The 26,037-nt window shown below is 64.7% G+C and carries 27 protein-coding genes; 12 read left to right on the plus strand and 15 right to left on the minus strand.

Annotation, left to right across the window (positions count from 1 at the left end; genetic code table 11):
• Positions 1-34 precede the first annotated feature (34 nt).
• Positions 35-1,213: a cytochrome P450 gene (locus BJ6T_RS13775; RefSeq protein ID WP_014492984.1), complete on the minus strand. Its 1,179-nt coding sequence runs from the start codon at positions 1,211-1,213 to the stop codon at positions 35-37.
• A gap of 20 nt (positions 1,214-1,233) precedes the next feature.
• Positions 1,234-2,442: an ABC transporter substrate-binding protein gene (locus BJ6T_RS13780; RefSeq protein WP_014492985.1), complete on the minus strand. Its 1,209-nt coding sequence runs from the start codon at positions 2,440-2,442 to the stop codon at positions 1,234-1,236.
• Positions 2,443-2,551: 109 nt separating this feature from the next.
• Between BJ6T_RS13780 and BJ6T_RS13785 the strand changes: the two genes are divergently transcribed.
• Positions 2,552-3,031: a MarR family winged helix-turn-helix transcriptional regulator gene (locus BJ6T_RS13785; RefSeq protein ID WP_014492986.1), complete on the plus strand. Its 480-nt coding sequence runs from the start codon at positions 2,552-2,554 to the stop codon at positions 3,029-3,031.
• Between the two features lie 9 nt (positions 3,032-3,040).
• Here BJ6T_RS13785 and BJ6T_RS13790 read toward each other — a convergent pair whose 3' ends face one another.
• Positions 3,041-3,718: a TetR/AcrR family transcriptional regulator gene (locus BJ6T_RS13790; RefSeq protein ID WP_014492987.1), complete on the minus strand. Its 678-nt coding sequence runs from the start codon at positions 3,716-3,718 to the stop codon at positions 3,041-3,043.
• Between the two features lie 170 nt (positions 3,719-3,888).
• On the opposite strand from BJ6T_RS13790, the gene BJ6T_RS13795 reads away from it, so the two are divergent.
• The 3 genes from BJ6T_RS13795 to BJ6T_RS13810 all read left to right on the plus strand — a co-directional run bounded on the left by BJ6T_RS13795 (position 3,889) and on the right by BJ6T_RS13810 (position 6,599).
• The gene (locus tag BJ6T_RS13795) at positions 3,889-4,752 is read left to right on the plus strand and encodes a DUF3313 domain-containing protein (RefSeq protein WP_014492988.1); all 864 of its coding nucleotides are present in this window, start codon (positions 3,889-3,891) and stop codon (positions 4,750-4,752) included.
• Between the two features lie 62 nt (positions 4,753-4,814).
• Entirely contained in the window at positions 4,815-5,069 is a 255-nt protein-coding gene (locus tag BJ6T_RS13800) for a hypothetical protein (RefSeq protein WP_028170655.1), read from the plus strand.
• Between the two features lie 582 nt (positions 5,070-5,651).
• Complete coding sequence (locus BJ6T_RS13810; RefSeq protein ID WP_028170656.1) at positions 5,652-6,599, plus strand: LysM peptidoglycan-binding domain-containing protein; 948 nt, start codon at positions 5,652-5,654, stop codon at positions 6,597-6,599.
• Positions 6,600-6,709: 110 nt separating this feature from the next.
• On the opposite strand, the gene BJ6T_RS13815 is transcribed toward BJ6T_RS13810, so the two are convergent.
• Together BJ6T_RS13815 and BJ6T_RS13820 are read right to left on the minus strand one after the other, a co-directional pair.
• A complete protein-coding gene (locus BJ6T_RS13815) occupies positions 6,710-7,783 on the minus strand; it encodes a tartrate dehydrogenase (protein WP_014492991.1) in 1,074 nt (357 codons plus the stop codon).
• A gap of 21 nt (positions 7,784-7,804) precedes the next feature.
• Positions 7,805-9,103: an MFS transporter gene (locus BJ6T_RS13820; RefSeq protein WP_014492992.1), complete on the minus strand. Its 1,299-nt coding sequence runs from the start codon at positions 9,101-9,103 to the stop codon at positions 7,805-7,807.
• Between the two features lie 187 nt (positions 9,104-9,290).
• Between BJ6T_RS13820 and BJ6T_RS13825 the strand changes: the two genes are divergently transcribed.
• Positions 9,291-10,208 (plus strand): LysR family transcriptional regulator, encoded by a 918-nt coding sequence (locus BJ6T_RS13825; protein ID WP_014492993.1) that lies wholly within the window; start codon positions 9,291-9,293, stop codon positions 10,206-10,208.
• A 38-nt stretch (positions 10,209-10,246) separates the two neighbouring features.
• Positions 10,247-11,071 carry an aspartate dehydrogenase gene (locus tag BJ6T_RS13830; RefSeq protein ID WP_014492994.1) on the plus strand — a complete coding sequence of 275 codons (825 nt, stop codon included), beginning with the start codon at positions 10,247-10,249 and terminating at the stop codon, positions 11,069-11,071.
• Between the two features lie 3 nt (positions 11,072-11,074).
• Here BJ6T_RS13830 and BJ6T_RS13835 read toward each other — a convergent pair whose 3' ends face one another.
• Positions 11,075-12,379: a PQQ-dependent sugar dehydrogenase gene (locus BJ6T_RS13835; RefSeq protein ID WP_014492995.1), complete on the minus strand. Its 1,305-nt coding sequence runs from the start codon at positions 12,377-12,379 to the stop codon at positions 11,075-11,077.
• A gap of 361 nt (positions 12,380-12,740) precedes the next feature.
• Between BJ6T_RS13835 and BJ6T_RS48245 the strand changes: the two genes are divergently transcribed.
• The 3 genes from BJ6T_RS48245 (at position 12,741) to BJ6T_RS49600 (ending at position 14,331) form a co-directional block, all read left to right on the plus strand.
• Positions 12,741-13,304 carry a nucleotide exchange factor GrpE gene (locus BJ6T_RS48245; RefSeq protein WP_225894937.1) on the plus strand — a complete coding sequence of 188 codons (564 nt, stop codon included), beginning with the start codon at positions 12,741-12,743 and terminating at the stop codon, positions 13,302-13,304.
• Positions 13,305-13,627: 323 nt separating this feature from the next.
• Positions 13,628-13,834 (plus strand): hypothetical protein, encoded by a 207-nt coding sequence (locus tag BJ6T_RS13845; protein WP_014492997.1) that lies wholly within the window; start codon positions 13,628-13,630, stop codon positions 13,832-13,834.
• 287 nt (positions 13,835-14,121) lie between these two features.
• Complete coding sequence (locus BJ6T_RS49600; protein WP_014492998.1) at positions 14,122-14,331, plus strand: DUF2934 domain-containing protein; 210 nt, start codon at positions 14,122-14,124, stop codon at positions 14,329-14,331.
• Positions 14,332-14,839: 508 nt separating this feature from the next.
• Here BJ6T_RS49600 and BJ6T_RS13855 read toward each other — a convergent pair.
• From BJ6T_RS13855 to BJ6T_RS13890, 8 genes are all read right to left on the minus strand, one after another.
• Positions 14,840-15,217 (minus strand): hypothetical protein, encoded by a 378-nt coding sequence (locus BJ6T_RS13855; protein ID WP_014492999.1) that lies wholly within the window; start codon positions 15,215-15,217, stop codon positions 14,840-14,842.
• 235 nt (positions 15,218-15,452) lie between these two features.
• Positions 15,453-16,079, minus strand: coding sequence for a methyltransferase family protein (locus BJ6T_RS13860; RefSeq protein ID WP_014493000.1), 627 nt, complete (start codon positions 16,077-16,079; stop codon positions 15,453-15,455).
• Between the two features lie 28 nt (positions 16,080-16,107).
• Positions 16,108-17,139: an NAD-dependent epimerase/dehydratase family protein gene (locus BJ6T_RS13865; RefSeq protein WP_028170659.1), complete on the minus strand. Its 1,032-nt coding sequence runs from the start codon at positions 17,137-17,139 to the stop codon at positions 16,108-16,110.
• A 29-nt stretch (positions 17,140-17,168) separates the two neighbouring features.
• A complete protein-coding gene (locus BJ6T_RS13870) occupies positions 17,169-17,705 on the minus strand; it encodes an Mpo1 family 2-hydroxy fatty acid dioxygenase (protein WP_049802979.1) in 537 nt (178 codons plus the stop codon).
• Between the two features lie 151 nt (positions 17,706-17,856).
• On the minus strand, positions 17,857-18,519 hold the full coding sequence (locus BJ6T_RS47145) for an OmpA family protein (RefSeq protein WP_014493004.1): 663 nt from the start codon (positions 18,517-18,519) through the stop codon (positions 17,857-17,859).
• A complete protein-coding gene (locus tag BJ6T_RS47150; RefSeq protein ID WP_014493005.1) occupies positions 18,519-18,932 on the minus strand; it encodes a hypothetical protein in 414 nt (137 codons plus the stop codon). Before BJ6T_RS47150 ends, BJ6T_RS47145 begins: the two co-directional genes overlap by 1 nt.
• Positions 18,933-19,020: 88 nt before the next feature.
• Entirely contained in the window at positions 19,021-19,308 is a 288-nt protein-coding gene (locus BJ6T_RS13885; RefSeq protein ID WP_014493006.1) for a type II toxin-antitoxin system HicB family antitoxin, read from the minus strand.
• An 8-nt stretch (positions 19,309-19,316) separates the two neighbouring features.
• Positions 19,317-21,929, minus strand: a complete 2,613-nt coding sequence (locus tag BJ6T_RS13890; RefSeq protein ID WP_028170660.1) for an ATP-dependent helicase — start codon at positions 21,927-21,929, stop codon at positions 19,317-19,319.
• A gap of 237 nt (positions 21,930-22,166) precedes the next feature.
• Here BJ6T_RS13890 and BJ6T_RS42875 point away from each other — a divergent pair, with 237 nt between their 5' ends.
• Positions 22,167-22,337: a DUF1328 domain-containing protein gene (locus BJ6T_RS42875; RefSeq protein WP_014493008.1), complete on the plus strand. Its 171-nt coding sequence runs from the start codon at positions 22,167-22,169 to the stop codon at positions 22,335-22,337.
• A 129-nt stretch (positions 22,338-22,466) separates the two neighbouring features.
• Here the strand turns inward: BJ6T_RS42875 and BJ6T_RS13900 are convergent, their stop codons facing one another.
• Positions 22,467-22,961, minus strand: a complete 495-nt coding sequence (locus tag BJ6T_RS13900; RefSeq protein WP_014493009.1) for a thioesterase family protein — start codon at positions 22,959-22,961, stop codon at positions 22,467-22,469.
• An 84-nt stretch (positions 22,962-23,045) separates the two neighbouring features.
• Here BJ6T_RS13900 and BJ6T_RS13905 point away from each other — a divergent pair, with 84 nt between their 5' ends.
• Positions 23,046-24,470 (plus strand): FAD-binding oxidoreductase, encoded by a 1,425-nt coding sequence (locus BJ6T_RS13905; protein ID WP_014493010.1) that lies wholly within the window; start codon positions 23,046-23,048, stop codon positions 24,468-24,470.
• A gap of 206 nt (positions 24,471-24,676) precedes the next feature.
• Entirely contained in the window at positions 24,677-26,011 is a 1,335-nt protein-coding gene (locus BJ6T_RS49120) for a Spy/CpxP family protein refolding chaperone (RefSeq protein WP_014493011.1), read from the plus strand.
• Positions 26,012-26,037 lie beyond the last annotated feature (26 nt).

The following is a 26,037-nucleotide window of genomic DNA, read 5'->3' on the forward strand; positions in this document are numbered from 1 at the left end:
GGCGCGTCCCGCTCGCAGCACCGCGTGATGCCGCCTAAGCGGCGGTCACGCGGACCGGCATGCTCTCCAGCCCACGCAGGGAATTGTTGAGCCTGCGTCTGGGCTCTGCCGTGAGCTCGATGGTCTTCACGCGCCTTGCAAGCTCGCCGAAGATCAATTCGCCTTCCAGACGTGCAATCATCTGGCCGACACAGGCGTGAATGCCGGCGCCGAAGCCGACATGCCCGGTCGCGCTCCGTTCGACCTCGAAGCGGTCCGCGTTGTCCCAGCGCGCGGGATCGCGGTTGGCTGAGGCCATGAACAGCAGCACCTTGCGGTGCGCGGGGATCACGCCGCCACTCGTCTCGACCTCGCGCGAAGTGGTTCGGAAGAACGTCTGCACCGGTGAGTCATAGCGCAACCCCTCCTCGAAGGCGTTGCGCGCCAGCTCCGGTCTCTGATGGAGCTTGCGATATTCATCCGGATGCGTGGCGAGCGCCAGCAGGGTATTGCCGATGCCATTGACGGTGGTGTCGATCCCGGCGGTGAGGAACGGCCGCACCAGGTGCGTTGCTTCGTGCTCGGTGATCTCGCCGTCGTCGGCGGCCTGGTAGATCATCATGCCGAGCCCGTCGGGTTGCAACGCGTCCCGGGCGCAGCATTCCATGATCCAGCTCTGTGCGGCGAGCCCCGCCTTGCGCGATGCGGCCAGCATCTCGTTCTCCGGCCCAAAGCTGTCGAACACGAAGGTGCTCCAGGCCAGCAGCTTCTCGCGGCCGTCAGGCCGGATGCCGATCGCATCCGGAAACACTTTCATGGGATAGGCTTCCGCAAGATCGGCCACCGCATCGAAGGTGCCTTTGTCGATCAGTTCCGAGACCTTCCTCTCCGCCTCCTGCTGAAACGTCTCGCGCAGCTTCCTTGCGACGCCCGGGGACAGGGTGCGGCCGAGGACGCGGCGGCCCTTGTCGTGGTCGGGCGGATCGATCTGGAGTGTCAGCGGTTTCGGCAGCGCCGGGTTCATTCCGTTGAGGCCGACGCCTTCGCCGCTGATGAAGGTCTTCCAGTCCTTCAGTGCCGCCTCGACCCCGGCATAGCCCGCCATGGCCCACACGTCGTAACGCGCGAGCCTGAACACGGGCCCCAGCGCCCGCAAGGTTTCGTAGGCGGGATACGGATCGATCAGGAAATCAGGCGCAAACGGGTCGGCCTGGCTGCACGCGATGCCGGTCATCGTGAACTCCTGATGCCGCTTTATTGACTGGAGAGCGGACACTTGCCTTCGCTCTCCGAGCGGAATGCGTCCTCGCCCTTGATCGTGGCGACGACCTTCAGCAGGTCCCAGGCCGAATTCGACTCCTCGGGCGCCTTGACCTGGAGCAAATAGAGCGGGTGGATCTTGCGTCCGTCCTTGCGGATGTAGCCCTTGCCGAACAGCGGATCGTCCGTCGGCATCTCCTTCATCGCTGCCACGACGGCCTTGCCGTCCTTGGCGCCGCCGACCTTGTCGACCGCCTTGAGGTAGTGAATGACCGAGGCATAGACGCCGGCCTGCATGTCGTTGGGATAGGACTTCGATGGGATGCGCTCGGCGAAGCGTTTGGCGAAAGCGCGCGTGCCGTCGTTCAGATCCCAGTAGAACGGGTTCATGATCTGCGCGCCCTGCGCAAACTTCAGTCCGAGTGAGGGAAGGCCGTTCATCCCCAGGATCAATCCGACCAGCTTGTGGTCCCTGGTCAGCCCGAACTCGGCGGCCTGCTTCATCGACGTGATGGTATCGTCGCCGGCATTGGCGAAGCCGACGACGTTCGCGCCCGAAGCCTGGGCCTGGAGCAGGAAGGAGGCGTAATCGGCTGTTCCCAGCGGATGCCGCACGCTGCCGAGCACCTCGCCGCCGGAGGCTTTCACGGCCTCCGCGGCCTGCTTCTCCAGGTCGTGACCGAACGCGTAGTCGGCGGTGATGAAGAACCACTTCTTGCCGCCTTGCTGCACGATCGCCTTGCCGAGGCCGCGCCCGTAGGCATAGGTGTCGTAGGTCCAGTGCACGGTGTTCGGCGTGCATTTCTCGCCGGTGAGCAGCACCGTGCCGGCCCCCGATCCGACGAAGACCTTGTTCTTCTCGGCGCTCATGCCGGCGACGGCGAGCGCGATCGACGAGTTGGGGATATCGAAGATCGCGTCCACGCCGTCGTTCTCGTACCAGCGCCTGGCGATGCCGATCCCGATGTCCGTCTTGTTCTGGTGATCCGCCGCGACGACCTCGACGGGCTTGCCGGCGGCCTTGCCGCCATAATCCTCGACCGCCATTTTTGCGGCGACGACCGACCCAATCCCCTGATAGCTCGCGAACGGACCGGATTGGTCGTTCAGGATGCCGATCTTCACGGCATCCTGGGCAAAGCCCGGCGCGGCAACCAGCATCGAGGCCAAAATGCACAATTTGTGCAGGAATTTGCTGTTCATTGTGTCCCTCCCATATGCGGTCTTGGTGCCGCTAAATAATAGTTATATTTTATAGCTATTTTTGAGAGTGTCAATTCGGCTGACCGGTGGCCGCCGCGGATTGAGGATCATGAGCTCGAAAACCGTAAGACCCGGGTTGAAGTCCGATCAGCAGCCGGAGAAATCGCTGGACCTGCGCGCGCTCCGGCGGACGCCCGGCTTCATGCTGCGCCTCGCGCAATTGAAATTCTTCGAAGGCTTTTACGAGGAGTTCGCCGCGTTGGGCCTGACGCCGGCGACCTATGCGATCTTCGCCGTCATTCGTGACAATCCCGGCGTGCCGCCGAGCAGCCTCGCCAGCCTGCTTCGGCTGCGCCTGCCGAACCTGATCAAGATCCTGAACGAGCTCGAATCGTCCGGCTTCATCAAGCGCAACCGCTCGAAGGCGGACCGCCGCGCCGTCGAGCTGATGCTGACGCCGAAGGGCGCAAAGCTCATCGCCGAGGGGGCAAGGCTGACGGAACCCTATAACGAAAAGATGCTGGCCCCGCTCAGCGCGGCCGAGCAGCGCACGCTGCTGGAATTGCTGAACCGCCTCCTGCCGCTCTAGCGGCGGGCTCTATCGCTTCCTGACCAGCTTCAGGGGACGACCGGTCTTCTGAATGCGGGGCTTGATCGCAGCGCTCTGTGCGTCGGGCGGGTTCAGGAAGCGGACGAGCATCGTTCTCAGATGCTCTACGCTCTGCTTGATATCCAGTTTCGGATCGCGGATCGGCATGGCGCGTGATCCGTCGACGAGGGCGATCAGGATGTTTGCCGTCGCGTCCGGATCGAGTCCCGGATCCACCCGTCCCCGGTCTTGCGCCTGGCGCAGGAAATCGCTCCACATGCGGCGGACCGCGCTGGTGTGGCGTTCGATGATCTCGGCGAATTCCGGGTTGCGCGCGGCCTCCGCGAGGCCATCCAGATTGAGGATCTGAGCGGGACGAAATCGCAGGCTGGTTTCCTCGATATCGACGAGCAGCGCCTCGATCACGTCGGGGGCAGCCAGAATTTTTTCGAACTTTTCGGCCGACCGCGCGAGACCGAGGTCGATCATCGCCTCGATGATCGCCACCTTGCTCGGAAAGTAGTGATAGAGGTGCCCCGGGCTGATGCCGGCTTCAGTGCAGATGTCTGTCGTGCTGGCGCCGCGGAAGCCGTCCCTGATGAAGCAGCGGATCGCCGCGCCGAGGATTTCCCCGCGCTTCTGCTCATGCTTGACGGGGTCGACTTTCCTCAAACCGGACATCTCCATTCACACTTGCCCCGTTTAGCACGACGGTCCGCCACGAGAAAATCAAAATTAGAGAGTTTCATCTATTTATATTGACGGATGTTGCGAGGCGTGACAGTGGTTATTAGAGCGATCTCTCTAATAAGCCGCCGAGCGGGAATGGGACCATGCGCTTTCCACGGAGGGCCCTGATGGGAGCCGCGCTTGCGCTCGGAGGGTGTGCGACCGCGCCGCTCGAACAGGCCGGCTCGCTCAGGAGCTACGACCGGATGTCGGAGGCGAACGGGCTGGTGACGCGATCGAAAATCCGCGTGAACAAGCAGGATGTGCTGGCGGCGAAGACGATCCGGATCGCATCGACCGTCTTTCCCGCGCGCACCGATGTCGTGTTGACCGAAAAGGAACGTCGCCTGGTCGCGAACGCCATCAGTCGCGAGCTGTGTCTCCGCTTGAGCGAGCGCTTTCGTATCGTCTCATCCGATGACGACGCCGATCTCACGGTGCAGGCGACGGTGACGCATGCCGCGCCGACCAGCCCGACCGCCTCCGGCGCATCGAAAGCCCTGTCGATTGCCAAGACCGTTGTGCTTCCCGGCGTGCCCGTACCGGTGCCGAGGCTTCCGGTCGGGCTCGGCAGCCTGTCGGTCGAGGCGGAAGCGCGCGATTTTGCAGGATTTCAGAAGGCGGCCATGGTCTGGGCGCGCGGCGCCAACTCGATTACCAACTCTCCGCGGGTCGCCAATGAGGGCGATGCCTACGATCTCGCCGCCGATTTCGGCACGGACTTCGCAAAACTGGTTACGACCGGAGAATCGCCGTTCGGCGGCATCCCCGCGCTGCCGCCGATGGACAGCATTCCCGTGCGCCTCGGCGGTGCGCCCAAATATGTCGCCTGTGAAGCGTTCGGACGGTTTCCCGGCATCACCGGCTTCGCGGGGCAGGGGCTTGGCCTGCCGCCGGCCTGGACCGATTCCGGCGCCAAGGAGAGCCCGGCCGGCAATCCGGTCCCGCCGCCTGTGCCCGGAGCGAATTCAGAGCAGGTGCTGACACAATGATGCGGCCGCGCGCCCCGCAACATCCGAGCCCGAAATATTGGTAGCCGATCAGAGTTGATGACATGCTGACATCCGGAATAACTCGCCCTTCCCAACGCGCTTTGCGCCAAAGCGCAGCGCGCGACGATGCGCGCCCGAGCGGCGTTCCCCTGTTCACGGCTGATGAGGCGTGGAGCCGGACGAACGCAGATCGGCGTGCAGTCGATGCGAGGGATGACCAGGACTCGATGCTCGAGCCCGGCTTCTGGATGACGGCCCTGGTCGCGTTCCTGCCCACGGTCGCCGGCTGCCTCTATCTCGTCCTGACCCAGGGATGAGGCGCGCACCGAGCGCGGCACCGGGGACAAGCGATGCATTCACGATGTGAGTTGGCGTGCGGCCAGCGAAGGTCCGTCTTCGGCCGCCGCAGATCTCTGGCGGCCTTGTCCGCCGTCTTGACGCTCTTGCTGGCGGGATGCGCATCGAGCGGGAATTTGCCTCCTGTCTATCATCCTCCGCGTCCGCCTGGTGCCAAGGCGGTGCAGGAGGGCGTCAGGAAGGCAGCCGCCGAAGTCAAGCTGAGCGGGGGACTCGAGACATCCGCCGTCCGTCCTAGCGACCACGGGCCGGGGTCGTATTTCGTCTGCCTGAGGCAGCGAGGCGGTCCGTCCGACAGCCACCCGGCCTATTCGGTCTTTTTCGACGATGACGCCTACAAGGGAATCCAGAGCTCGGTGATCCTCGACGCCTGCGAAGCCCAGTCATGGGTTCCGTTCAGTTGATACCGGGGATGCAAGGGGCAGAATGAGAACCTCGACCGACGGTCACGGGCCCGGTTCCGTGCCCCAAAATCCACCCAATCGGTGGTCACTAAGCCCGCGGAGGGGGCCTTTGCCTCTCATGGTGGGACTGCTGGACTGATGATCGATCCGAGGCGGCTAGTCGTGCTGGCAGCGGTTGCGCTGCTCGCCCTAGGCACCGGCATGGCCGTTGCCTCACCTGCGAAGCCGAAGCGGCCCGCGGTCGCGACCGCTGCGCCGCCGCCTCCTGCCCCGCTCGCCGAACCGCTGCCGCCGCCAAAAATCTACCTGTTCCGTGGCGCCATGGGGCCGATCTTCTCGACCGGCATGGACCGGCTTGGCGAAAAGCTGACGAAGGCCGGCTTCTCGGCCGACGTCTATGAATTCACCATCTGCCGGTGGGTCGGCGATCGTGCCATCTCCAGCTACAAGGAAAGCCCGGCGCCGATCGTGCTGATCGGCCATTCCATGGGCGGGCTGTGCTCGGTCGTGATCTCCGAGATGGCGGCCAAGGAGAACATCCCGATCAGCCTCGTCATCGCCATCGATTCCGCGCATGCGACCGGCGACGTGCCGCTCAATGTCGAGCGCTTCATCAACATTTTCATGTCCGACAGCGTGCTCGGCGGCGGCGACGTCGTGGCCGTGCCCGGCTATCGCGGCCATTATGCGAGCTATGACCTCAAGGAGAACTCGCGTGTCACGCACATCAACATCGAGAAGTCTGACGACATCCATCGCCAGATCATCGAGATGGTGACGCAGTTGCCGCGCATCCCCGCGCAAAGCCAGGCCGATGCCGTGCCGCTGCGCTATCTCGTGCCGGCGAACACGCCGGTCGAATTGTGGGACAGCGGCGTGCGGGTGCCGGTGCGCGCGGGCGACACCATGGAGAGCATCGCTGCCGCCCGCCGCGTGCCGCTGTGGACGCTGGCCCAAAGCAATTCGCTGGCGGAGAACGCGACCCTCACCCCCGGCCAGTCCATCATCGTCCCGCGCCATCTGACGCCGCCGGAGCCTCTGGCCGCGATGGCGGCGCCGGCGCCTCCGTCGCAAGGGCGGAAGTAGTTAATTCCCACCCGTCATGCCCGGGCTTGTCCCGGGCATCCACGTTCTTGCTGCCGCGTGAAAAGTTCGTGGATGGCCGGGACCAGCCCGGCCATGACGAAGACCGGCGATCACACATTCGTCCCGTGGATCGCGTCGATCACGGCGTCCGTGACTTCCTTCGTCGTCGCCTTGCCGCCGACATCGGGCGTCAGCACGCCGGCCGCGCAGACGCGCTCGACCGCCGACATCAGCCGTATTGCCGCGTCCTTCTCGCCGAGATGCTCGAGCATCTGGGCACCGGTCCAGAAGGTCGCGACCGGGTTGGCGATGCCCTTGCCGGTGATGTCGAACGCCGAGCCGTGGATCGGCTCGAACATCGAGGGGAAGCGGCGCTGCGGGTCGATGTTGCCGGTCGGCGCCACCCCGAGGCTGCCGGCGAGTGCGCCGGCAAGATCGGAGAGGATGTCGGCGTGGAGGTTGGTCGCGACGATCGTGTCGAGGCTCTTCGGATGCAGCGTCATGCGCACCGTCATGGCGTCGACCAGCATCTTGTCCCAGGTCACATCGGGGAATTCGGTCGCGACTTCGGCTGCGATCTCGTCCCACATCACCATGCCATGGCGCTGCGCGTTCGACTTGGTCACGACGGTCAGGAATTTGCGCGGCCGCGACTGCGCGAGCTGGAAGGCGTAGCGCATGATCCGGGTGACGCCGACGCGGGTGAACACCGCGACCTCGGTGCCGACCTCTTCCGGCAGGCCCTTGTGGGCACGGCCGCCCATGCCGGCATATTCGCCTTCCGAGTTCTCGCGCACGATCACCCAGTCGAGATCGCCGACGCCGACATTGCGCAACGGCGAGGCGACGCCGGGCAGGATCTTGGTCGGCCGCACATTGGCGTATTGGTCAAAGCCCTGGCAGATCGGCAGGCGCAGGCCCCACAGCGTGATGTGATCGGGCACGTCGGGCGCGCCGACCGCGCCGAAATAGATCGCGTCGAACTTCTTCAGCTCGGCAAGGCCCTCGGCCGGCATCATCACGCCGTGCTTCTTGTAATAGTCCGAGCCCCAGTCGAACGTCTTGACGTTGAAGGCCAGGTCGCCGCTGCGTTTTGCCAGAGCCTCCAGCACGCGGACGCCGGCCGAGATGACCTCGGGGCCGATGCCGTCGGCCGGAATTGCTGCGATCGAATGAGTGCGCATGAAGATGCTCCGTTTGAGATGTCAGTGGGATTGCGGGACGGGTTCGACGGGCGCGGTCTGCGCGCGCGACAATAGCAGGGTCAGGACCGCCGAGAGAACGAGCAGGCCGCTGACGAAATAGAGGCCGCCGACAAAACTGCCGGTCTGGTCCTTGATCCACCCGATCATGGCTGGACCGACGAAGCCGCCGAGATTGCCGATCGAGTTGATGGTGGCGATCCCTGCCGCGGCCGCGGGGCCGGACAGGAACAGCGTCGGCATGCTCCACAGCGGCGGTTTTGCGGAAGAGATGCCGATATTCACGAGAGCGAGCGCGACCAGCACGGCGACGACGCCGGCCGCAAGACCGGCATAGGCGAGGCCCGCAGCCGCGATCAGGCAGGCCCATACGACGTGCCAGGTACGCTCGCCGGTGCGGTCCGAGTGCCGCGCCCACAGGATCATGGCGACGACGGCGGCGGTTGCAGGCAGGGCGTTGAGGAAGCCGACCTGAAGCGAGGACAGGCCGAACTGCTTGATGATCTGCGGCGCCCAGACGCCGAGCGTGTAGAGGCCGGCCGAGGTGCCGAAATAGATCAGCGACAGCGCCAGCACCCGCGGGTCCGCAAGCCCGCGCCAGATGCTGTGGCTCGCGGTCGCGGCCTTGCTGGTGGTCTCAGCGTTCATGGTTTCGACCAGCCAGCGCCGCTCGTCTTCCGCAAGCCATTTCGCCTTCTCGGGGCGATCGGTCAGGAAACCAAGCACGACGAAGCCGAGCACCACGGCCGGCAGCGCCTCCAGCACGAACAGCCATTGCCAGCCCTTGAAGCCGAGATGGCCGTCCATCTCCAGCAACGCGCCCGATATCGGCGAGCCCAGCACGGTCGAGAGTGGCGCGGCCGCCATGAACAGCGCGGTCACCGCGGCACGCTGGCGCGCCGGGAACCAGTAGGAGAGGTAGAGGATGATGCCGGGAAAGAAGCCGGCTTCGGCGACGCCAAGCAGGAAGCGCAGCACGTAGAAGCTGGTCGTGCCCTGCACGAACGCCATCGCCGCCGACACGAGGCCCCAGGTGATCATCACCCGCGCAATCCAGATCCGCGCGCCGACCTTGTGCAGGATGATGTTGGATGGCACCTCGAACAGGAAATAGCCCCAGAAGAAGATGCCGGCGCCGAAGCCGTAGACCGCGGGCGACAGGCCGATGTCCTTGTTCATCGTCAGCGAGGCAAAGCCGATATTGACGCGGTCGATGAAGGCCACGAAGTACAGCAGCATGATGAAGGGAACGATGCGCCAGGTGATCTTGCGCAGCACGCGCGTCTGAATTTCGCTCGCCACCCTGGCCTCCTCGAGTTCCGGTTTGTTGTTGTGAGGCGGACCGCTGGAGGTCCACGCCGGCAATGAGCCTAGGCGCGGGAAGGAGGCATACTCAATTGGCGCTGGTTTATACAAAAAATGATATAATCCTCGCTGGAAGGCCGCCACGGCGTCATGGCCGGGCTTGTCCGAGACCAGAGGACCTTGGATGGAATTGCATCAGTTGCGATGCTTCGTGGCGGCGGCGGAGCAGCTGCATTTCGGCCATGCGGCGCAGCAGCTCCAGATGCTGCCCTCTGCGCTCGGCCGGCAGATCAGGTTGCTGGAAGAAGATCTGGGAACGCGTCTGTTCGCACGGACCACGCGCGCGGTGTCGCTGACGGAAGACGGCACGACGCTGCTGCGCGATGCCCGCGCCATTCTCGCCAAGGTCGAGGCGGTCGAGAGCAATCTGCGCAACCGCTCGCGTGCCGGCGCCGCGCGGCGGCTGCGGGTCGGCGCCATTGACAGCGCCGCGGCGGGATTGCTGCCGCCGCTCTTGCGCGATTTCCGCGACAAGCATCCCGAGATCGCGGTGCAGCTGCTCGAAGACAAGACCGTCCGGCTGCTGCCGAAGATTTTGACCGGCGCGCTGGATCTCGCCTTCGTCCGCCCGCCCGACAGTGCGGACAAGCGGCTCGAATTCCGCGATCTGCTCCAGGAGACCGCGATCGTGGCGTTTCCGCAGCGCCATGCGCTCGCCGAGCGCAAGTCGATCACGCTGGCGCAGATCGCCGACGAGGCGATGCTGGTGCCGGACCGCCGCTCGCGGCCGCACAGCCATGACCTCACGATCAAGCTGTTCGAGCAGGCCGGGCTGACGCCGCGCATCGTGCAGGTCGCCGACGAGAAGCAGACCATCATCCATCTGGTGGCAACGAAGCTCGGCGTTGCGATCGTGCCGCGCTGGACCACGCGGATGGCGGTGACGGGCGTGCGCTTCGTGCCGCTGCGGCCGAAGCAGAGCGGCCCCATCGGCCGGCTGCCGCTTGCCGCCGCATGGCTGCGCGGTTCGCGCGACCCGGCTCGCGATGCCATGCTGGCGGTGCTGGAGGCGCGCCTGCGCAGCTATGCGCGGGAGGCGTGAGCGGCTATGACATTGGCCTGGCGAGAAGGTGGGACGCGATGACTGGACAGAAAGCTTCGAACGAATTGCGGGTTGCCATCGCAGGCCTGGGCTCGATCGGCACCAAGATCGCGTCGGCGCTCGATCAGGGTATCGAGGGCTTGACCCTGTCGGCCGCCGCGGTGCGCAATCCCGCCAAGCATCAGGCCTTTATCGGCGGTCTGCGCCGTCCGCCGCAAATCGTGCCGATCGAGCAGCTCGGCGAAGTCGCCGACATCGTGGTCGAATGCGCGCCGAGCAGCCAATTGCGCGCGATCGTCGAGCCCGCGGTGAAACGGGGCAAGGCCGCGGTCGTCGTCAGCGTCGGCGGGCTGCTCGACAATTTCGATCTCGTCGATCTCGCCCGCGCCAATGGCGGCCGCATCATCGTGCCGACCGGCGCGCTGATCGGGCTCGACGCCGTCAACGCCGCCGCAATCGGCAACATTCATTCGGTGAAGATGGTGACGCGCAAGCCGATCGACGGTCTGAAGGGCGCGCCCTTCATCGTCGAAAACAACATCGACATCGACAATCTGCGCGAGCCGCTCAAGCTGTTCGAGGGCACCGCGCGCGAGGCCGCAAAGGGCTTTCCGGCCAATCTCAACGTCGCGGTCGCGCTGTCGCTCGCGGGCGTCGGGCCCGACCGCACCTCCGTGCAGATCTGGGCCGACCCGACCGTGACGCGCAACGTTCACCGCATCGAGGTCGAGGCGGATTCGGCGCGCTTCTCGATGTCGATCGAGAACATCCCGTCGGAGAATCCCAAGACGGGCCTGATCACGGCGCTGTCCGTGATCGCCCTGCTGCGCAAGCAGCGCGCCACGCTTTGTGTCGGAACGTAACCTCTATGCGCCCGTGACGCGCCAGATCACGTTGCCGACGTCGTCGGCCATCAGCAGCGACTTCTTGTCGGGGCCGATCACGACGCCAACCGGACGGCCGTAGGATTCCTTCTCGTCCGGGGACAGGAAGCCCGACAGGATGTCGCGACCGGGGCCGGAGGGCTTGCCGTTCTCGAACGGGATGAACACCAGTTTGTAGCCCGAGAGTGTGCTGCGATTCCACGAGCCGTGCTGGCCGATCACCATGCCGTCGGGGAAGCCGGGCAGGGTGCCCGCCGGCATCCAGCACAGGCCGAGCGAAGCGGTGTGGCCGCCGAGCGCGTAGTCCGGTTGAAGTGCCTTCGCGACCATCGCGGGATCCTGCGGCACGCGGTCGTCCACCGTCTTGCCCCAGTAGCAATAGGGCCAGCCGTAGAAGCCGCCGTCGCGCACCGAGGTGAGATAGTCCGGCGGCGTCTCGTCGCCGAGCCCGTCGCGCTCGTTGACGACGGTCCAGAGCACGTTCGTATTGGGCTCCCAGGCAAGACCAACGGGATTGCGCAGGCCCGCACCAAAAATGCGATGCGTGCCGGCGGCGAGATCGAGCTCATAGACCGCGGCGCGGCCTTCCTCGACCTCCATGCCCATCTCGGCGATGTTGCTGAGCGAGCCGACGCCGGCATAGAGCTTCTTGCCGTCGGGGCTTGCGAGCAGGCTGCGCGTCCAGTGGCCGCTCGGCTTGAACGTTGTGAGCCGCTTGCCCGGCGCAGTGATGCGGTCGGCATTGGCGACATAAGGGAACGCCATCACGCCGTCGGTGTTGCCGACATAGAATGTGTCGCCGACCAGCGCCATGCCGAACGGCTGGCTCAGATTTTCCATGAACGCGCCGCGATGCTCCGCGACGCCGTCGCCGTTCTTGTCGCGCAGCAGCGTGATGCGGTTGGCGCTGACGCCGAGCGCTGCGGCGCGCCGCATCGTCGCCTGCATCGCATAGTGAAACACCGACCTCGGCGCGCCTGCGATCTGCGTCGCCTCCGCGATCAGCACGTCGCCATTCGGCAGCACCTCGATCCAGCGCGGATGGTCGAGCCCGGTCGCGAACGCATTGACCTTGAGCCCGGGGGCGACCGTCGGCTTGTGGCCCTCGCTCCAGCCCCTGGCCGTCGGCATCTTCAGCGTCGGGATCGCGCCTTGCGGCTTGGCTTCGGGAATGGAGGGCGTCTGGCCCCAGGCCGGCGCAGGCACGGTGCCCGACAACTTCCGCCATTGCAGCGCGATGCCACCGAGGAGCGCAACGAACTGCGCAAAGATGCTGGAAAAAGTCATGAGAACCCCTGTCGAACCCTAGGCATAGTGCACAGTCCAACACCGGATCGCACCAAGCCCCTCGCGGGCTCAGGCCTGATCGTCGACCTCTCCAGATCCACGATGAATGTCGTCGTGCCTCGTTGCGCGCGCATCCAACTGGGTCGTGGGACAAAGGTCAACCGTTGCGGAACTCGACCGACACCTATTCCCGTGGAATGGCAGCCGACCAAATTTGCATGGAGAGAGGAAGATCAGCGGCCGATCTGCCGCTCCAGCCGCCGGCGCGAGCCTCTGCTCCAACGCTAGGCACGCCCAAAGAACGTTGCCGACTGATTTTCCGCGCCATTGCCCGCCGCGCGCCGTCACGACATCTCCAGGCATGCAACTGTTTAACCATCCGTTAACCACAGCTGTTCATGATACTGGTCGTGTATGTGTGTTCGCGACGAGCTTGGACTGCATGGCGCAGCGTGGTTCCAGAGCGCCGGTTGGAGGGGATGAGGGCGTCCTGAGCTTTCCCTCACCGCTGGCACCAGACAAGGGAGCAACAGCTCTCGATCTGGTATATCAAGCGGCCGATGTCTTCCGCGATATGGAGAAGCACGCCCGCGAGACCGAAGCGCGTGCCCAATCGCTTTGCACGAGCGCCTTGGAAAGATTGCGGCTGGCCGAAGGGCGAGCGGAGGCCGCCGAGCGGGCACAGCGTGAACTCACCATCACCACCGAACGTAAGCTGCAAGATGCTTGCCGAGCGCTGGAGCAAGCCCAGTGCTGCATTGAAGCTCAGAAGGATAAGTTGACGGCCGTAGAGCTTCGCGCCGAGGTTGCGGAAGCCGAGGCGCGACAAGCCAAGGAAGCGCTTGCGCTCGTTGAAGAGGCCATTCGCAAGCGTCTGCTTTGCGCAAATCCGCATGCCGATGGCAGGTTGGCAGCGGTAGCCTGATCAATTGCGACTGCAATGGCTCATTGGGGGCTACCGCGCGGACCGGCGCGGCACGGGCCAATTACCCCTGCTGCAGGCCTGGCGGTAGCCACCTCCTTTAGCATTTGAAATTGTGTGGGATTGGGTTCGACCCGAATAGGGGCTGGTGCAGCCTGAGAGGCTCATTTTACTTGCGGGACAAGACGCCGCGTGACCCGCGCGCCAATCCAAATGACAGAGCCAAACGATAACGAACTATTAACCATGTTGGGCTATCTGGAGAATTGGGCATTCGGGGCGCGTGTGCTGGCTTGCGGGCCAGCCGGTAGCGTAGGCGTGGACCCATGGCCCTTGACCCGGAAGAACTCGTCACCCTGACAGATCACGGCTCGATGAAACTGCGCGCGGCAGTATCGCGCGCGATGACGTTGCCACCCAAGGAACGCAAGCGGACGACAATCGTCCGCGAGGGTGAACCGGCGATCCTGCATTTCGAACAGATCAAAAACCTTGCGGCGCGGTGGAACGAACGGCTCGCGCCAGTCGACTGACTAGTTTCGCTGTGCTGGTGTCAATCGGGCCCCGAGCCCCCAAAGAGGCGGCCCGTGCACGGCCTCGTCGACCCTCGGTAAGCATGAGTTTGATGCCGGTCGCCGCATTACCGTTCGTTGCTGCCTGCGTCCGCGAGCGCTGCCGAGATCTCTCGCAATGAGCGCCGACCGCCCTTGAGCCGCACCCGCGCGAAGCTTGGCTTTCGCTGCCCCGTTAAGATTTCATTAACCCTACTGGAGCAAGTCTTTTGGCTGGGGCCGGGCGGATCATTCGCAAGGAAAATCCCATGCCAAATCTGGAAGAGGCAATTCGCGAGCGCGCCTACCACCTCTGGGTCGCCGATGGGCAACCCGACGGAAAGGCGGAAGTCCATTGGATGCATGCTCAATACGAAATTCTCGCGGCGTCAGTCGCAAACCCTGCCGTAGCTGACATCGCAGTGACAAGACCCGCCAGAAGGGTACGATCTCCGAAAAGCAAAACTCGCGCTGACTAGTCCAGCGCGAGGACGTGTGCCGTTTGCAATTCGGTCGACGAGCTGCCGGTTGTCGTTGGAAAAGACATCCAACGATGCGGGAATTGGCAGCCTCGCTAACCCAAATTTCTTCGAGAGGAACCGACAACAACACCTAGACTATTCATTGGGTCGGCAGTTCAATTGGCGTTGGTTGATCGAGCCGGTTTCTCGCACCATCCAGAGCCGAGAGCGACGAGCGCCGACCTGACCAGAGCTGACGGCAACCAGTGTCCGACGGGACCAGTGTCCGTAAGGCCAGCGTCAAAGAGGCCAGGGTCCAGAAGGCCAGCGTAAAGCGAGCATCAACCCTGCAAGCAGCCCGCCAAGTCTGCTCGCAGCCAAACTTGGCAAGACACGGCAAGGCCTTTGCCAACGAAGCTTGGGACCATCGGTCGCTCCGATGGTCCCTTTTCATTGGGTTGCCATTGGCGCGAGACATCGGGCGGCTGTCGCTCGCGCGTTCACCATGCAATCAATGCGCGGAACGCTATTTGATCGTCGCGTGCACAGTGATTACCGACGTGCCAGAAGCTGTCGGTCCCTGACCCGTCGCTTTGATGGCAAAGGTATCGCTACCCTTGTATCTGGCCTTTGCCTTGTATTCGAACGTAGACAGGTTGAGCCTTTTCAGCTTGCCGTGCGACGGCTTTTGAGAAATGTCCGAGCCACTCACCGTGCCGCGCATCTTGATTGGAAACTGGCAACTTCCTCCGGACGCGAGGTCAATGTCGGCCGTCGAGTTCTCGCCCCAATCGGCTAGTGTGCCTGAGATTGAGCATTCGGAAACGGCCGCCGCCCGAGATGCAGACAGTAGGCTTGGACAGCTAGCGATGAGCGTCAACGCGGCGACCTTTGACAACTGCATAATAGGCTTCTCCGTAGCGTTGTCAGTATACGGACTTCACTCCTCTGGCACCACGACTAAGGCTAGGCGCATTCCCTCGCAGACCCGCTCTCGTCCTGCGAGAGATTTCGTATTGTCGCTTGCTTGGCTGACAAGCAAGCGACTGATGGTAAAGCTTGGATCGAGCGCAAGACCTACACTAGCAGTAACGTCGTGCAGAGAAGGCGGAACGCTGCAACCGCGCCTTCGGGACGCTTCAGCGCGGCGACAGAAACGGAATGATCATCGGCACGCGGCGGCAATAGGCGCCGTAGGCGTCTTCGCCGAGCTCCTTGGACAGAAACACCTCTTCCATCCGGCCCTTCTGCCACATGCCGAGCGAGATCAGGATGGCGCCGAGCATGGCGGTCACCGTGCCGACTGCGATGCCGGTCACCAGCATGCCGAGGATCAGGCCGGTGTAGATCGGGTGGCGCACGATGCCGTACGGGCCGGTGTCGATGACGCGGTGGTCTTCCTTCTGGGTGATGGTGTTCGACCAGAACTGGCCGAGATGCAGCCGTCCCCACCAGGTGAAGGAGATGCCGGCGAGCACGATCACCGCCACGATGTAGACGCCGGTGTTGCTGAACACCCAGAGCGGCTTCTCGCCAAGTACTTCCGCGGTCCACGGCGTGAACAGGATGCCGCCCACCAGGATCGGGATGCGATACCGGCCGGACTCCAGCGTCATCACCTGCTTCTGGGTACGGCCCTGCCAGAACGAGGCGCCGACCCAGCTGGCAAGCCAGGCGAGCCAGATCAGGGCGAGCAGTTGCGTCGGCCAGGTCGTGGTCCAACCACCCCAGGCGACAGAGAGAAGCTTGCTGAAATCGAAGGACATGAAGGTTCTTTGCGTTTGGGCGGCGGCTTCAGCTCGCGCGCGAGGACAGCGCGTGATGCTCGATGGCGCCGGAGGGCCGCTGGCCGTTGCGGGCGAGCAGATGGGTGATGGTTTCGCGCAAGACCGGTTCGATCGGGCGCGGCGCGTAGCCGAGCTCGGTGCGCGCCTTGCCGATCGAGAGGTCGCTCGCGGCAAGCGCGATGCGCACGCCCTCGGCGGTGCCGTTGGGCGGCCGGCGCGTGATGCGATCGGAGATGGCTTCGAGCATGATCGCGGAGAGCTCGGCGATCTTGCCGGGCACGACGATCGGGAACTGCCGGCGGCCGCTCATCGCCGACATCATCCGCAGGATGTTGCCGAGCGGGACGCAGTCGCCGCCGAGGATGTAGCGCTGGCCCATGCGGCCGCGCTCCATGGTCAGCACGAGCCCCATCGCGACATCGCGGACATCGACGAGATTGACCAGGAAGTTGAGATGCGGCTGCACCTTCTTCTGGAGGAAGTACCAGAGCATCGCCGTCGGCGGCGTCAGATTGTGGTCGGCGGCACCGATCGGCATGGTGGGCGTGCCGATGACGAGCGGAAAGCCCGCGGCCGCCGCCTTCGCGGCGTGGTGCTCGGCGAGCGACTTCGACCGCGTATAGGCGCCGGGCATCGCATCGGCCGGCTGCAGCGCCTCTTCGGCGGCAACGCCGTTGAGGTCGGAATAGGGGAACAGGATCGATTCCGTCGAACAGTGCAGGAAGCGCGAGACCCCGCGCTTCATCGCGGCTGCGAGCACTACTTCGGTGCCGCGGCAATTGACCTCGTGGAAGTCCTGCTTGTTGGCGACCCACATGCCGGGGAGGCCGGCGAGGTGATAGACCTGATCGACGCCCGCGACCGCAGCATCGACGGCCGCGGCGTCAAGCACCGAACCGTGCATATGTTCAACGTCCGCGTTCGCCGCGGCCGGCGCACGGACATCGAGAACGCGTACCCGCTGCCCACGGGCGCGGAGCGCTTCTACGAGATGATGTCCGATGAAGCCGCTGCCACCGGTAACCAGTACGAGAGCCATGCAGAAGGTTTACTGTTTCGCTTCTAGAGCTATCGGGTTGAAAGGGAATTGGTCGGAACAGGCGCCAGAATCGCGGCAAGGTCGCGACGGAAGCCCAGTGCAATGAATAATTTCGCCATGACGAACATCGGTCCAAGCAGGAAATGCGCGGGGTGGTCGACCATCGACGGCTGCCGTTCCTCGAAAACCCTGTGGCCCACGATCTGCGCCGCGACGCCAAATCCGATCAGCACCGCAAAAATCGACCACATCATGACGATCGAGGCCTGATTGCCGATTGCGGTTGCGACCGAAAGCAGCACGATCATCGCGGCGAGGATGCCGAGTCCGATCCCGGCGTCCAGCATCAGCCAGTAGACCAGCACCGGCAGGGCCGCAACCACGGCCAGGCTCACCTCGATCCCGAAGATGGGAAAACGCACGAGAGTGAGCGGCAGCACGGCGCCGGTAAAGAGCAGGAGGATTCCGACCACGTGCATCGCGCAGTTCCAGGGATCGCGATGATATTCGACGTAATCGGCCAGTTGGCGTTGAAAATAACCAGCCATCTCGGTCTCGTGCAGCATGGGGTCGGGGAAGGGCGAAAACAGGCTATAGCACCTGATAGAGCAGTGCACAAACCGGCTCGCGTGTCGCGCAAAGCATGGCTGTTGCGCTTTCGACAGGCCGCAAAACGGTCGGAACTTCAAAGAGTTCCGTCAGGGGAAGCGATCTCGCTCAGCGCTTCTTGGCGGGCTTTTTCGCCGCAGGCCCGGGCGCCGCAGCCGGATGCGCAGGCGCGTCCTCCGGCACCTTGGCATAGGTCAGGATTTGCAACTGGCCGTTGACGGCCGAGGTCGGCTTGGCCCGGTCGAGAAACTGCTCCTCGCCGAGGCCGATCGGATGCAGCCGCTTGGTCGAGATCTTGAAGGTGTTCACCAGGACGTCACGGATCGCATCGGCGCGTCGCTGGCTCAGGATCGCATTGGCCTCGCGCGTCTTCGCACTGGATTCGACATGGCCGACGATCAGGAAGGTGTAGGGCAGCAGCGAGGAGTGGACCAGCGCGTCCGCGATGCGGCCGACGGTCTGGTAGGACGCCGGCTGGATGATCGGCGTGTCGGCGTCGAACTGGATCTGCGCGTTGAAGGCGGGCAGGTTGGCGAGGTCAGGCGCGATCAGCGGGCGGTTCACCGGACCCGGATCGTTCTTGATCCTGGTCTTGGCGCGCTCCATCACCTGCTGCTTCATCGCGGGAAGGTCGACCTCGGCGGCCTGTTCGAAATGGTTCAGCTTGCCGACGATGTCGTCACGGGTCGGCGCCGCCGTCTGCGCGCTTGCTGCGCCCGCGAGCAGGGCCAGGACCATGACCAGCGTGATGGCGATCCCGTTCGCGCGCATCACCGATACCCCGCGTCGTCGACGGCCTTCAGGCAGTTGTTGCTGATGCCCTTGGGCGTCGAGACCAGGCAGGGGATCGACTTGCTGGTCTCCTTGGTCGAGCCGCCGCAGACCTTGACGATCTCGCGCTGGCAGGCGTTCGCCACCGTGACGCGCGCGGCGACGCGCTTCTGGATGGCATCGAAGGCGCCGAGATAATCGCTCTGGCATTGCTGGGAGAGCACGTCGCGGTTGCGGGACAGGCACTCTTTCAGCCGGGTCGAGTCCGGATTGACGCCGCGGCAATTGGCGACGATTTCCGCGCCGCAACTCTTGGCCAGGAGCCCGATCGAATCGCCAAAGCTCATGGTCTCCGCCGCCGCAAGCGACGGCATCCCCAATGCCAGCAAGATCAGTGTGATGCCCCGGACCATGGGTGCATCTGATACGGGGAAGTTCGCGGTGGTCAAGGGGCGTTCGGGCGAGAACTGTCGAACGTCCGGCCAGTGCGGCGAACAGTCCTCACTCGGCCTCAGGGAGGGGCGGCCATTCGATCAGGGCGACCGTGTGTTTCCTGAGGTCGTCGGCCACAGCAGGGTCGGCCTTGAGCTCGTCCAATGTCCGCGGCGGGGGAAGCTGGCGGCCGTCCGCGCTCAGCTCCTGCGCATAAAATGCGAGCGCCTCGGGCGCGCCCTCCAGGGCCTCGTCGACGTCGTCGCCGCCGGAAATGCAGCCCGGCAGGTCGGGAAACCACAAGCCGACGGCGTCGTCCGGGCCTGCGTCCTCGATGATGGCGACGTACTGAGGCATACCAGGCCTCACGCCCGCTGCACGAAGCTGTCCACGACCTTCTTCTCGCCGGCCTTGTCGAAGGCGATGGTGAGCTTGTTGCCGTCGATCTTGGTGACGCGGCCGTAGCCGAATTTCTGGTGGAAGACGCGGTCGGAGAGGGAAAATTCCGAGGTGGTGCCGGTGGATTTGGCGACCAGCTCGCCCTCGATCGTCATCGGCCCGCGGCGGCGTGAGGAGAAGCTGCCGAAATCCGGGCCGGATGAGGAGGAGAACGATGAGGCCTGTTCCTCAAAGCCGCCTTGGCCTCCGCCACTGCGTCCACCGCCCCGGTTGCGGTTGGCCTGGGCGCGCTGCCAGCCCGGGGTCGAGTAGGTCGAGCCGAACGCCTCCATGTCGTCGAAACGCGAGGCGCCGTAGCCGCCGGTGCCGCCCCAGGCCGAGCCGCCCTTGGATTCCGTGATCTCGACATTGGCGGACGGCAATTCGTCGAGGAAGCGCGACGGGATCGTGGTCGACCAGGTGCCATGGATCCGTCGGTTGGTCGCAAAGTAGATCTTTGCGCGGCGCCTCGCGCGGGTCAGGCCGACATGGCCAAGCCGGCGCTCTTCCTCGAGGCCGGCGCGGCCCTGTTCGTCCAGCGTACGCTGGCTCGGGAACAGGCCTTCCTCCCAGCCGGGCAGGAACACGTTGTCGAATTCGAGGCCCTTGGCCGAATGCAGCGTCATCAGCGACACCGCGTCGTCCTCGGCGCCGCCGTCGCGGTCCATCACCAGCGAGATGTGCTCCAAGAACCCCTGCAGGTTCTCGAACTCCTCCATCGAGCGCACCAGCTCTTTCAGGTTCTCCAGCCGCCCCGCGGCGTCGGCCGAGCGGTCCTTCTGCCACATCTCGGTATAGCCGCTCTCGTCGAGCACGATCTGGGCGAGATCGGTATGCGCGGTGACCTCGCGCTGGGCACGCCAGCGGTCGAACTGAGCGACGACGTCGCGCAAGCTTCCGCGCGCCTTCGGCTTCAGCTCGTCGGTCTCGACCACCGCGCGCGCCGCTTCGAACAGCGGGATGCGGCGCTTGCGGGCGTGGTCATGCAGCATCTGCACGGTGGCGTCGCCGAGGCCGCGCTTGGGCACATTGATGATGCGCTCGAAGGCGAGATCGTCGGCGGGCGAGTTGATGACGCGCAGATAAGCCAGCGCGTCGCGGATTTCGGCGCGCTCGTAGAAGCGCGGGCCGCCGATCACGCGGTAGGGCAGGCCGAGCGTGACGAAACGGTCTTCGAATTCGCGCATCTGGTAGGAGGCGCGCACCAGGATCGCGATCTCGTTGAGCTTCTCGCCCTGGCGCTGGAGCTGCTCGATCTCCTCGCCGATGCCGCGGGCTTCCTCTTCGGAGTCCCACGAGCCCGTCACCGTGACCTTCTCGCCGTCATGGTCCTCGGTGCGCAACGTCTTGCCGAGCCGGCCTTCGTTGTGCGCGATCAGGTGCGAGGCGGCGGCGAGGATGTGGCCGGTCGAGCGGTAATTGCGCTCGAGGCGGATGACCTTGGCGCCGGGGAAATCGTGGTCGAAGCGCAGGATGTTGTCGACCTCGGCGCCGCGCCAGCCATAGATCGACTGGTCGTCGTCGCCGACGCAGCAGATGTTTTTGACGTGGGGCTTCTCCCTCTCCCCGTCCTTTACGGAGTCGTGACGAGCTCCGCTCGCGCTGAGAGGGTCGGGCTGAGGGGCTGTCTCCACGAGTTCAGTCTGCGGAGAGTCCCCTTCACCTGCATCGCTTTGCGATGCGACCTCTCCCCGCACGCGGGGAGAGGTGAGGGAGGGAGACGCCGGCGCCTGCGACAGCAGCCGCAGCCACAGATATTGCGCGACGTTGGTGTCCTGATATTCGTCGACCAGGATGAATTTGAAGCGCTGCTGGTATTGCCGCAGGATGTCCGGATGCTCGCGGAAGATCCGGATGTCTTCCAGCAGCAGGTCGCCGAAATCGGCGGCGTTCAAGATCTTCAGCCGCTCCTGATAGCTCGCATAGAGCTTGCCGCCCTTGCCGTTGGCGAACACGGCGGCCTCGCCTGACGGCACCTGCGACGGCGTCAGGCCGCGGTTCTTCCAGCCGTCGATCAAGCCGGCCAGCATGCGTGCCGGCCAGCGCTTTTCGTCGATGTTGTCGGCCTGCAGCAACTGCTTGAGCAGCCGCACCTGGTCATCGGTGTCGAGCACCGTGAAGTTCGACTTGAGCTGCGCCAGCTCGGCATGGGTGCGCAGGATGCGGCCGCCGATGGAGTGGAAGGTGCCGAGCCACGGCATGCCTTCGACCGCGTGGCCGAGCATCTGGCCGAGCCGATGCTTCATCTCGCGCGCGGCCTTGTTGGTGAAGGTCACCGACAGGATTTCGGCGGGGCGGGCGCGGCCCTGGCTGAGGATGTGGGCGATGCGCGTGGTCAGCACGCGCGTCTTGCCGGTACCGGCACCGGCCAGCACCAGGACCGGGCCGTCCAACGTCTCCACGGCGTCGCGTTGCTCGGGATTGAGCCCGGACAGATATTTCGGGCCCACGGAGGCGCGCGCACGCGCGGCGATGCCGCCGGCTGCGGGCTGGTGGTCGGGTACGCTGGTGATCTTGCTCGGCTCGGTCATGCGAATCATTGGCCCCACGATGGCACCGCAGGGTGGTGGAAGGGAGCCTTCTTAACAGGGATTGCTGCCCATATGGGGCGCCGGGGCAAGGTTTTCCACGTGCGCGGCGGGCCGATTTGTTCCCTCGGCGAGCGCGAATTTCCACCTTGCGTCGCCCGGAACCATCGTTCCCGCGTCGAGATTGTCTGGACAGGTGGCGCGGCCAGCCGCGCCGACGCAGACAGACATCAAGACGAGGGTTTGACCATGCTAGGCTGGGTTGTGACGTTTCTGGTTATCGCACTGATCGCCGGCATCCTGGGCTTCGGCGGCATCGCCGGCGCCTCGATCGAGATCGCTAAGATCATCTTCTTCATCGCGGTCGTGCTGTTCCTGGTCTCGGCCGTGGTGGGCCTTGCCCGCGGCCGCAGGATTTAGGTGTGACCCTCACGGTGAGGAGCGCGGAACGCGCGTCTCGAACCATGAGGGCCCGACTGTGGCCTTGCATCCTTCGAGAAGCCCGCTTCGCGGGCTCGTCAGGATGAGGGGTTAGAGCGAACTGTTCAGCTACCGCTTCGAGGGCATCGCCACGTTCCGGCCGATGCCCTCGGGCCGCGGCACGGCGCTGTGGGCGCTCACGACGGCTGCAATGCGCTGCCGGATATCGGGCGGAAAGGCCGCCACCTTTCGCGAGCCCATGTCGATGTGGAGCGACATGTTTTCGGAGGTCGCCGACAGCCAGCCTTCGGTCGCGTGCCGCAACTCCTGGAACGTATGCAACCGCTTGTCGTCGGCTTCGAGCAGCCAGACCGACACCTGCACGGGATCGCCGAGGTGGATTTCGCGCAGGTACCGCACATGGCATTCCGCAGTGAAGGTCGAGCCGCCTCGCTCCTTCATGTAGCCCGGCCCGATCCCGAGCTGTAACCACATCTGGTCGATCGCGCGGTCGAACATCACGTTGTAATAGGCCATGTTGAGATGGCCGTTATAGTCGATCCATTGCGGCTCGATCTGCATGATAGACGAGCGGAACGGCTCGGCAGCGGCGGTCTCCGGCATGTGTCTTTCCTGCTATGCGCGCGGTCGCTTGACTTGACCGGTCAGATGTCCTTTGCCACGGTTCTTCTGTCGGGAGGAATGTCCGTGGGTACGACCATCACCAATAATCCGCCGCGGGTCGAGCCGAAAGCCCTCGCAAGCGCGCTGGAGCAGCTTGCCGCGCGGTTCGGCAACCGCCTCATCACCTCGCAGGCCGTTCGCGAGCAGCACGGCCATACCACCACGTGGATCGTCAACCAGCCGCCGGACGGCGTGGTGATGGCGCAGGAGACCGCCGACATCCAGGACGTGGTGCGGATCTGCGCCAAGAACCGCGTCCCCGTCATCGCCTTCGGCACCGGCACCTCGCTCGAGGGCCAGGTCAATGCGCCCGCCGGCGGCATCTCGATCGACCTGCGCGACATGAACAAGGTGCTCGCGGTGCATGCCGAGGACCTCGACTGCGTGATCCAGCCCGGCGTCACCCGCAAGGCGCTGAACGAGCATCTGCGCGATCAGGGCCTGTTCTTCCCCATCGATCCCGGTGCGGATGCTTCGCTCGGCGGCATGGCCTCGACCCGCGCCTCCGGCACCAACGCGGTGCGCTACGGCACCATGCGCGACAGCGTGCTCGCTTTGAAGGTCGTGCGCGGTGACGGCGAGATCATCACGACAGGCACGCGCGCCAAGAAATCATCCGCCGGCTACGACCTGACGCATCTGTTCGTCGGCGCCGAAGGCACGCTCGGCATCATCTCCGAGCTGACCATTCGCCTGCGCGGCATCCCCGACACGATCGCGGCCGGCGCGGTGTCGTTCGAGACCGTGCACGGGGCATGTCAGGCGGTGATCCTGGCGATCCAGACCGGCATTCCCGTGGCGCGCATCGAGCTGCTCAACGCCGCGCAGGTGAAGGCCTGCAACGCCTATTCGAAGCTGACGCTGCCGGAAACGCCGCTGCTGCTGATGGAGTTCCACGGCAGCGAGGTCGAGGTCGGCGAGCAGTCCAAGGCCTTCGGCGAGATCGCAAAGGATTGTGGCGGCGGCGACTTCTCCTGGACCACCAAGCCGGAAGATCGCACCAAGCTGTGGCAGGCGCGGCACGACGCCTATTGGTCGGTGAAGGCGCTGCGGCCCGGCGACAGCATCGGCGTGGTTGCAACCGACGTCTGCGTGCCGATCTCGCGGCTTGCCGATTGCGTCGGCGAGACCGAGGAAGATCTCAAGCGGCTCAACCTGCTGTCGCCGATCGTCGGCCATGTCGGTGACGGCAATTTCCATTGCTCGCTGGTCTGCGACACCAACGATGCCGACGAGATGGCGCGCGGCGAGGAGTTCATGCATCGCCTGGTCGAGCGCGCGCAGGCGATGGACGGCACCTGCACCGGTGAGCACGGCATCGGCCAGGGCAAGCAGAAATATCTCAAGGCGGAACTCGGCCCCGAAGCGCTCGACGCGATGCGGGCGCTGAAGAAGGCGCTCGATCCGCTGAACATCTTCAATCCCGGCAAGATCGTGCCGGAGGCGTAGAGCATGATCCGGAAAAGTGTGCCGCGGTTTTCCGAAAAGATCATGCTCAAACAATAACCTAAAGCGCGATGATGATTCATCCCAATCTCATCGCGCTTTAGCGCGCGGCCGGCTGCGTCGCGGTCGCGGAACTTTCGGCAGTCAGGCCTGTTCCAATTTCCGTCAATTTCCGCTGCCTCGATGGCGCGGTTCTGCGGGAGGATGCGATGTTGCGACCTGTCATTGGAATTGCCGTGATGGCGCTTGCCTGCATGCTGGCGGGCACGGCTCTGGGCAAGGGCGGGCACGGTGGCGGCCATGGTGGTGGGCACGGAGGCGGGCACGGTGGTGGCCATCACGGCGGCGGTCATCATGGTGGCGGTCATCACGGCGGCGGTCATTTTGGCGGTCATGGCTTCGGACACGCGCATGGCGGCGGGCATCATGGCGGGCCCCGCTTCGCAACGGGCGCCCGACATCGCGGCCCGAACTTCGGCCAGATCCGCAATGCGGCCGTCCGTCCCGCGAATTTTCGCAACGCCCTCAACGCGCATTCCAGCGCCTTCCGCAACGGCCGTCTGATCAGCAATCCGGCCGCACGAGCCCAGATCGCGGCGGTGGCCGCACTCGCCGGCTGGCACGGCGCCAGCAGCGGGTGGTGGCAACATGCGGGCGGCGGTTATGGCTGGGTCGGACCGCTGTTCTGGCCGTTCGCCTACAACGATCTCTACGATTACACGATCTGGGGCGATGGTCTCGGCTTCTGGGGCTACGGCTATCCGGACATCTATGCCGGCATCTTCGGGCCCTATGGCTATGACGGTCTCTCGGCCTATCTGCCGCAGCGGCCGCAGGGACGGCGCCAGGCGCGCGGCGTCCCGCTGGATCGGCTTTGCGGCAGCGACCGCCGCGAAATCGTCGGTCTGCCGATCGACCAGATTGCCGCCGCGGTGCAGCCGACCGAGGCGCAAGGCGCAAGCCTCGACGAACTCGGCAATGCCTCGATCCAGGCGTCCGAGATGATCCGCGCGTCCTGCCCGTCGCAGGTCGCGGCGACAGCGCCAGGTCGGCTGACGGCGATGCAGCAGCGCATCGAGGCGATGGAGAAAGCCGTCGATCTCGTTCAGCCCGCCCTCGATCGTTTCTACGGCTCGCTCACCGACGAGCAGAAGGCGCGCTTCAATGCGCTGGCCGAGGATCAGCGTCGTGCGACGGCTTCCGGCAACACCGGGGGATCGCTGGTCCAGAATTGCGCGACGTCTGCTGCGCTCGATTGGCCCAGCACTGACATCGAGGCGAGGCTTCATCCCAACGACACCCAGCGTGCTGCGCTACAGGTGCTCCAGGATACCAGCGCCAAGGTCAGCGCATCGCTCAAGGCGGCCTGCGAGCCCAGCGACGTGATGACGCCGCCGGCGCGAATGGCGGCGGTTCGCAAGCGGCTCGACACGATGCTCGACGGCGTCAAGTCGGTTCGCGCGGCGCTGGAGGATTTCTACGCCACGCTGAATGACGAGCAGAAGGCGCAGTTCGAGGCCATCGGACCACGTCGGACGTCCTGACTGCATATCGATAATGCGTGGCGGAA

The organism is Bradyrhizobium japonicum USDA 6 (genome assembly GCF_000284375.1).
Lineage (GTDB): Bacteria > Pseudomonadota > Alphaproteobacteria > Rhizobiales > Xanthobacteraceae > Bradyrhizobium > Bradyrhizobium japonicum.

Coding starts and splice junctions, on each gene's coding strand:
- BJ6T_RS13775 (WP_014492984.1), bottom strand. CDS start 1,213: ATGACCGGCATCGCGTGCAGCCAGGCCGACCCGTTTGCGCCTGATTTC.
- BJ6T_RS13780 (WP_014492985.1), bottom strand. CDS start 2,442: ATGAACAGCAAATTCCTGCACAAATTGTGCATTTTGGCCTCGATGCTG.
- BJ6T_RS13785 (WP_014492986.1), top strand. CDS start 2,552: ATGAGCTCGAAAACCGTAAGACCCGGGTTGAAGTCCGATCAGCAGCCG.
- BJ6T_RS13790 (WP_014492987.1), bottom strand. CDS start 3,718: ATGGAGATGTCCGGTTTGAGGAAAGTCGACCCCGTCAAGCATGAGCAG.
- BJ6T_RS13795 (WP_014492988.1), top strand. CDS start 3,889: ATGGGAGCCGCGCTTGCGCTCGGAGGGTGTGCGACCGCGCCGCTCGAA.
- BJ6T_RS13800 (WP_028170655.1), top strand. CDS start 4,815: ATGCTGACATCCGGAATAACTCGCCCTTCCCAACGCGCTTTGCGCCAA.
- BJ6T_RS13810 (WP_028170656.1), top strand. CDS start 5,652: ATGATCGATCCGAGGCGGCTAGTCGTGCTGGCAGCGGTTGCGCTGCTC.
- BJ6T_RS13815 (WP_014492991.1), bottom strand. CDS start 7,783: ATGCGCACTCATTCGATCGCAGCAATTCCGGCCGACGGCATCGGCCCC.
- BJ6T_RS13825 (WP_014492993.1), top strand. CDS start 9,291: ATGGAATTGCATCAGTTGCGATGCTTCGTGGCGGCGGCGGAGCAGCTG.
- BJ6T_RS13830 (WP_014492994.1), top strand. CDS start 10,247: ATGACTGGACAGAAAGCTTCGAACGAATTGCGGGTTGCCATCGCAGGC.
- BJ6T_RS13835 (WP_014492995.1), bottom strand. CDS start 12,379: ATGACTTTTTCCAGCATCTTTGCGCAGTTCGTTGCGCTCCTCGGTGGC.
- BJ6T_RS48245 (WP_225894937.1), top strand. CDS start 12,741: ATGCAACTGTTTAACCATCCGTTAACCACAGCTGTTCATGATACTGGT.
- BJ6T_RS13845 (WP_014492997.1), top strand. CDS start 13,628: ATGGCCCTTGACCCGGAAGAACTCGTCACCCTGACAGATCACGGCTCG.
- BJ6T_RS49600 (WP_014492998.1), top strand. CDS start 14,122: ATGCCAAATCTGGAAGAGGCAATTCGCGAGCGCGCCTACCACCTCTGG.
- BJ6T_RS13855 (WP_014492999.1), bottom strand. CDS start 15,217: ATGCAGTTGTCAAAGGTCGCCGCGTTGACGCTCATCGCTAGCTGTCCA.
- BJ6T_RS13860 (WP_014493000.1), bottom strand. CDS start 16,079: ATGTCCTTCGATTTCAGCAAGCTTCTCTCTGTCGCCTGGGGTGGTTGG.
- BJ6T_RS13865 (WP_028170659.1), bottom strand. CDS start 17,139: ATGGCTCTCGTACTGGTTACCGGTGGCAGCGGCTTCATCGGACATCAT.
- BJ6T_RS13870 (WP_049802979.1), bottom strand. CDS start 17,705: ATGCTGCACGAGACCGAGATGGCTGGTTATTTTCAACGCCAACTGGCC.
- BJ6T_RS47145 (WP_014493004.1), bottom strand. CDS start 18,519: ATGCGCGCGAACGGGATCGCCATCACGCTGGTCATGGTCCTGGCCCTG.
- BJ6T_RS47150 (WP_014493005.1), bottom strand. CDS start 18,932: ATGGTCCGGGGCATCACACTGATCTTGCTGGCATTGGGGATGCCGTCG.
- BJ6T_RS13885 (WP_014493006.1), bottom strand. CDS start 19,308: ATGCCTCAGTACGTCGCCATCATCGAGGACGCAGGCCCGGACGACGCC.
- BJ6T_RS13890 (WP_028170660.1), bottom strand. CDS start 21,929: ATGATTCGCATGACCGAGCCGAGCAAGATCACCAGCGTACCCGACCAC.
- BJ6T_RS42875 (WP_014493008.1), top strand. CDS start 22,167: ATGCTAGGCTGGGTTGTGACGTTTCTGGTTATCGCACTGATCGCCGGC.
- BJ6T_RS13900 (WP_014493009.1), bottom strand. CDS start 22,961: ATGCCGGAGACCGCCGCTGCCGAGCCGTTCCGCTCGTCTATCATGCAG.
- BJ6T_RS49120 (WP_014493011.1), top strand. CDS start 24,677: ATGTTGCGACCTGTCATTGGAATTGCCGTGATGGCGCTTGCCTGCATG.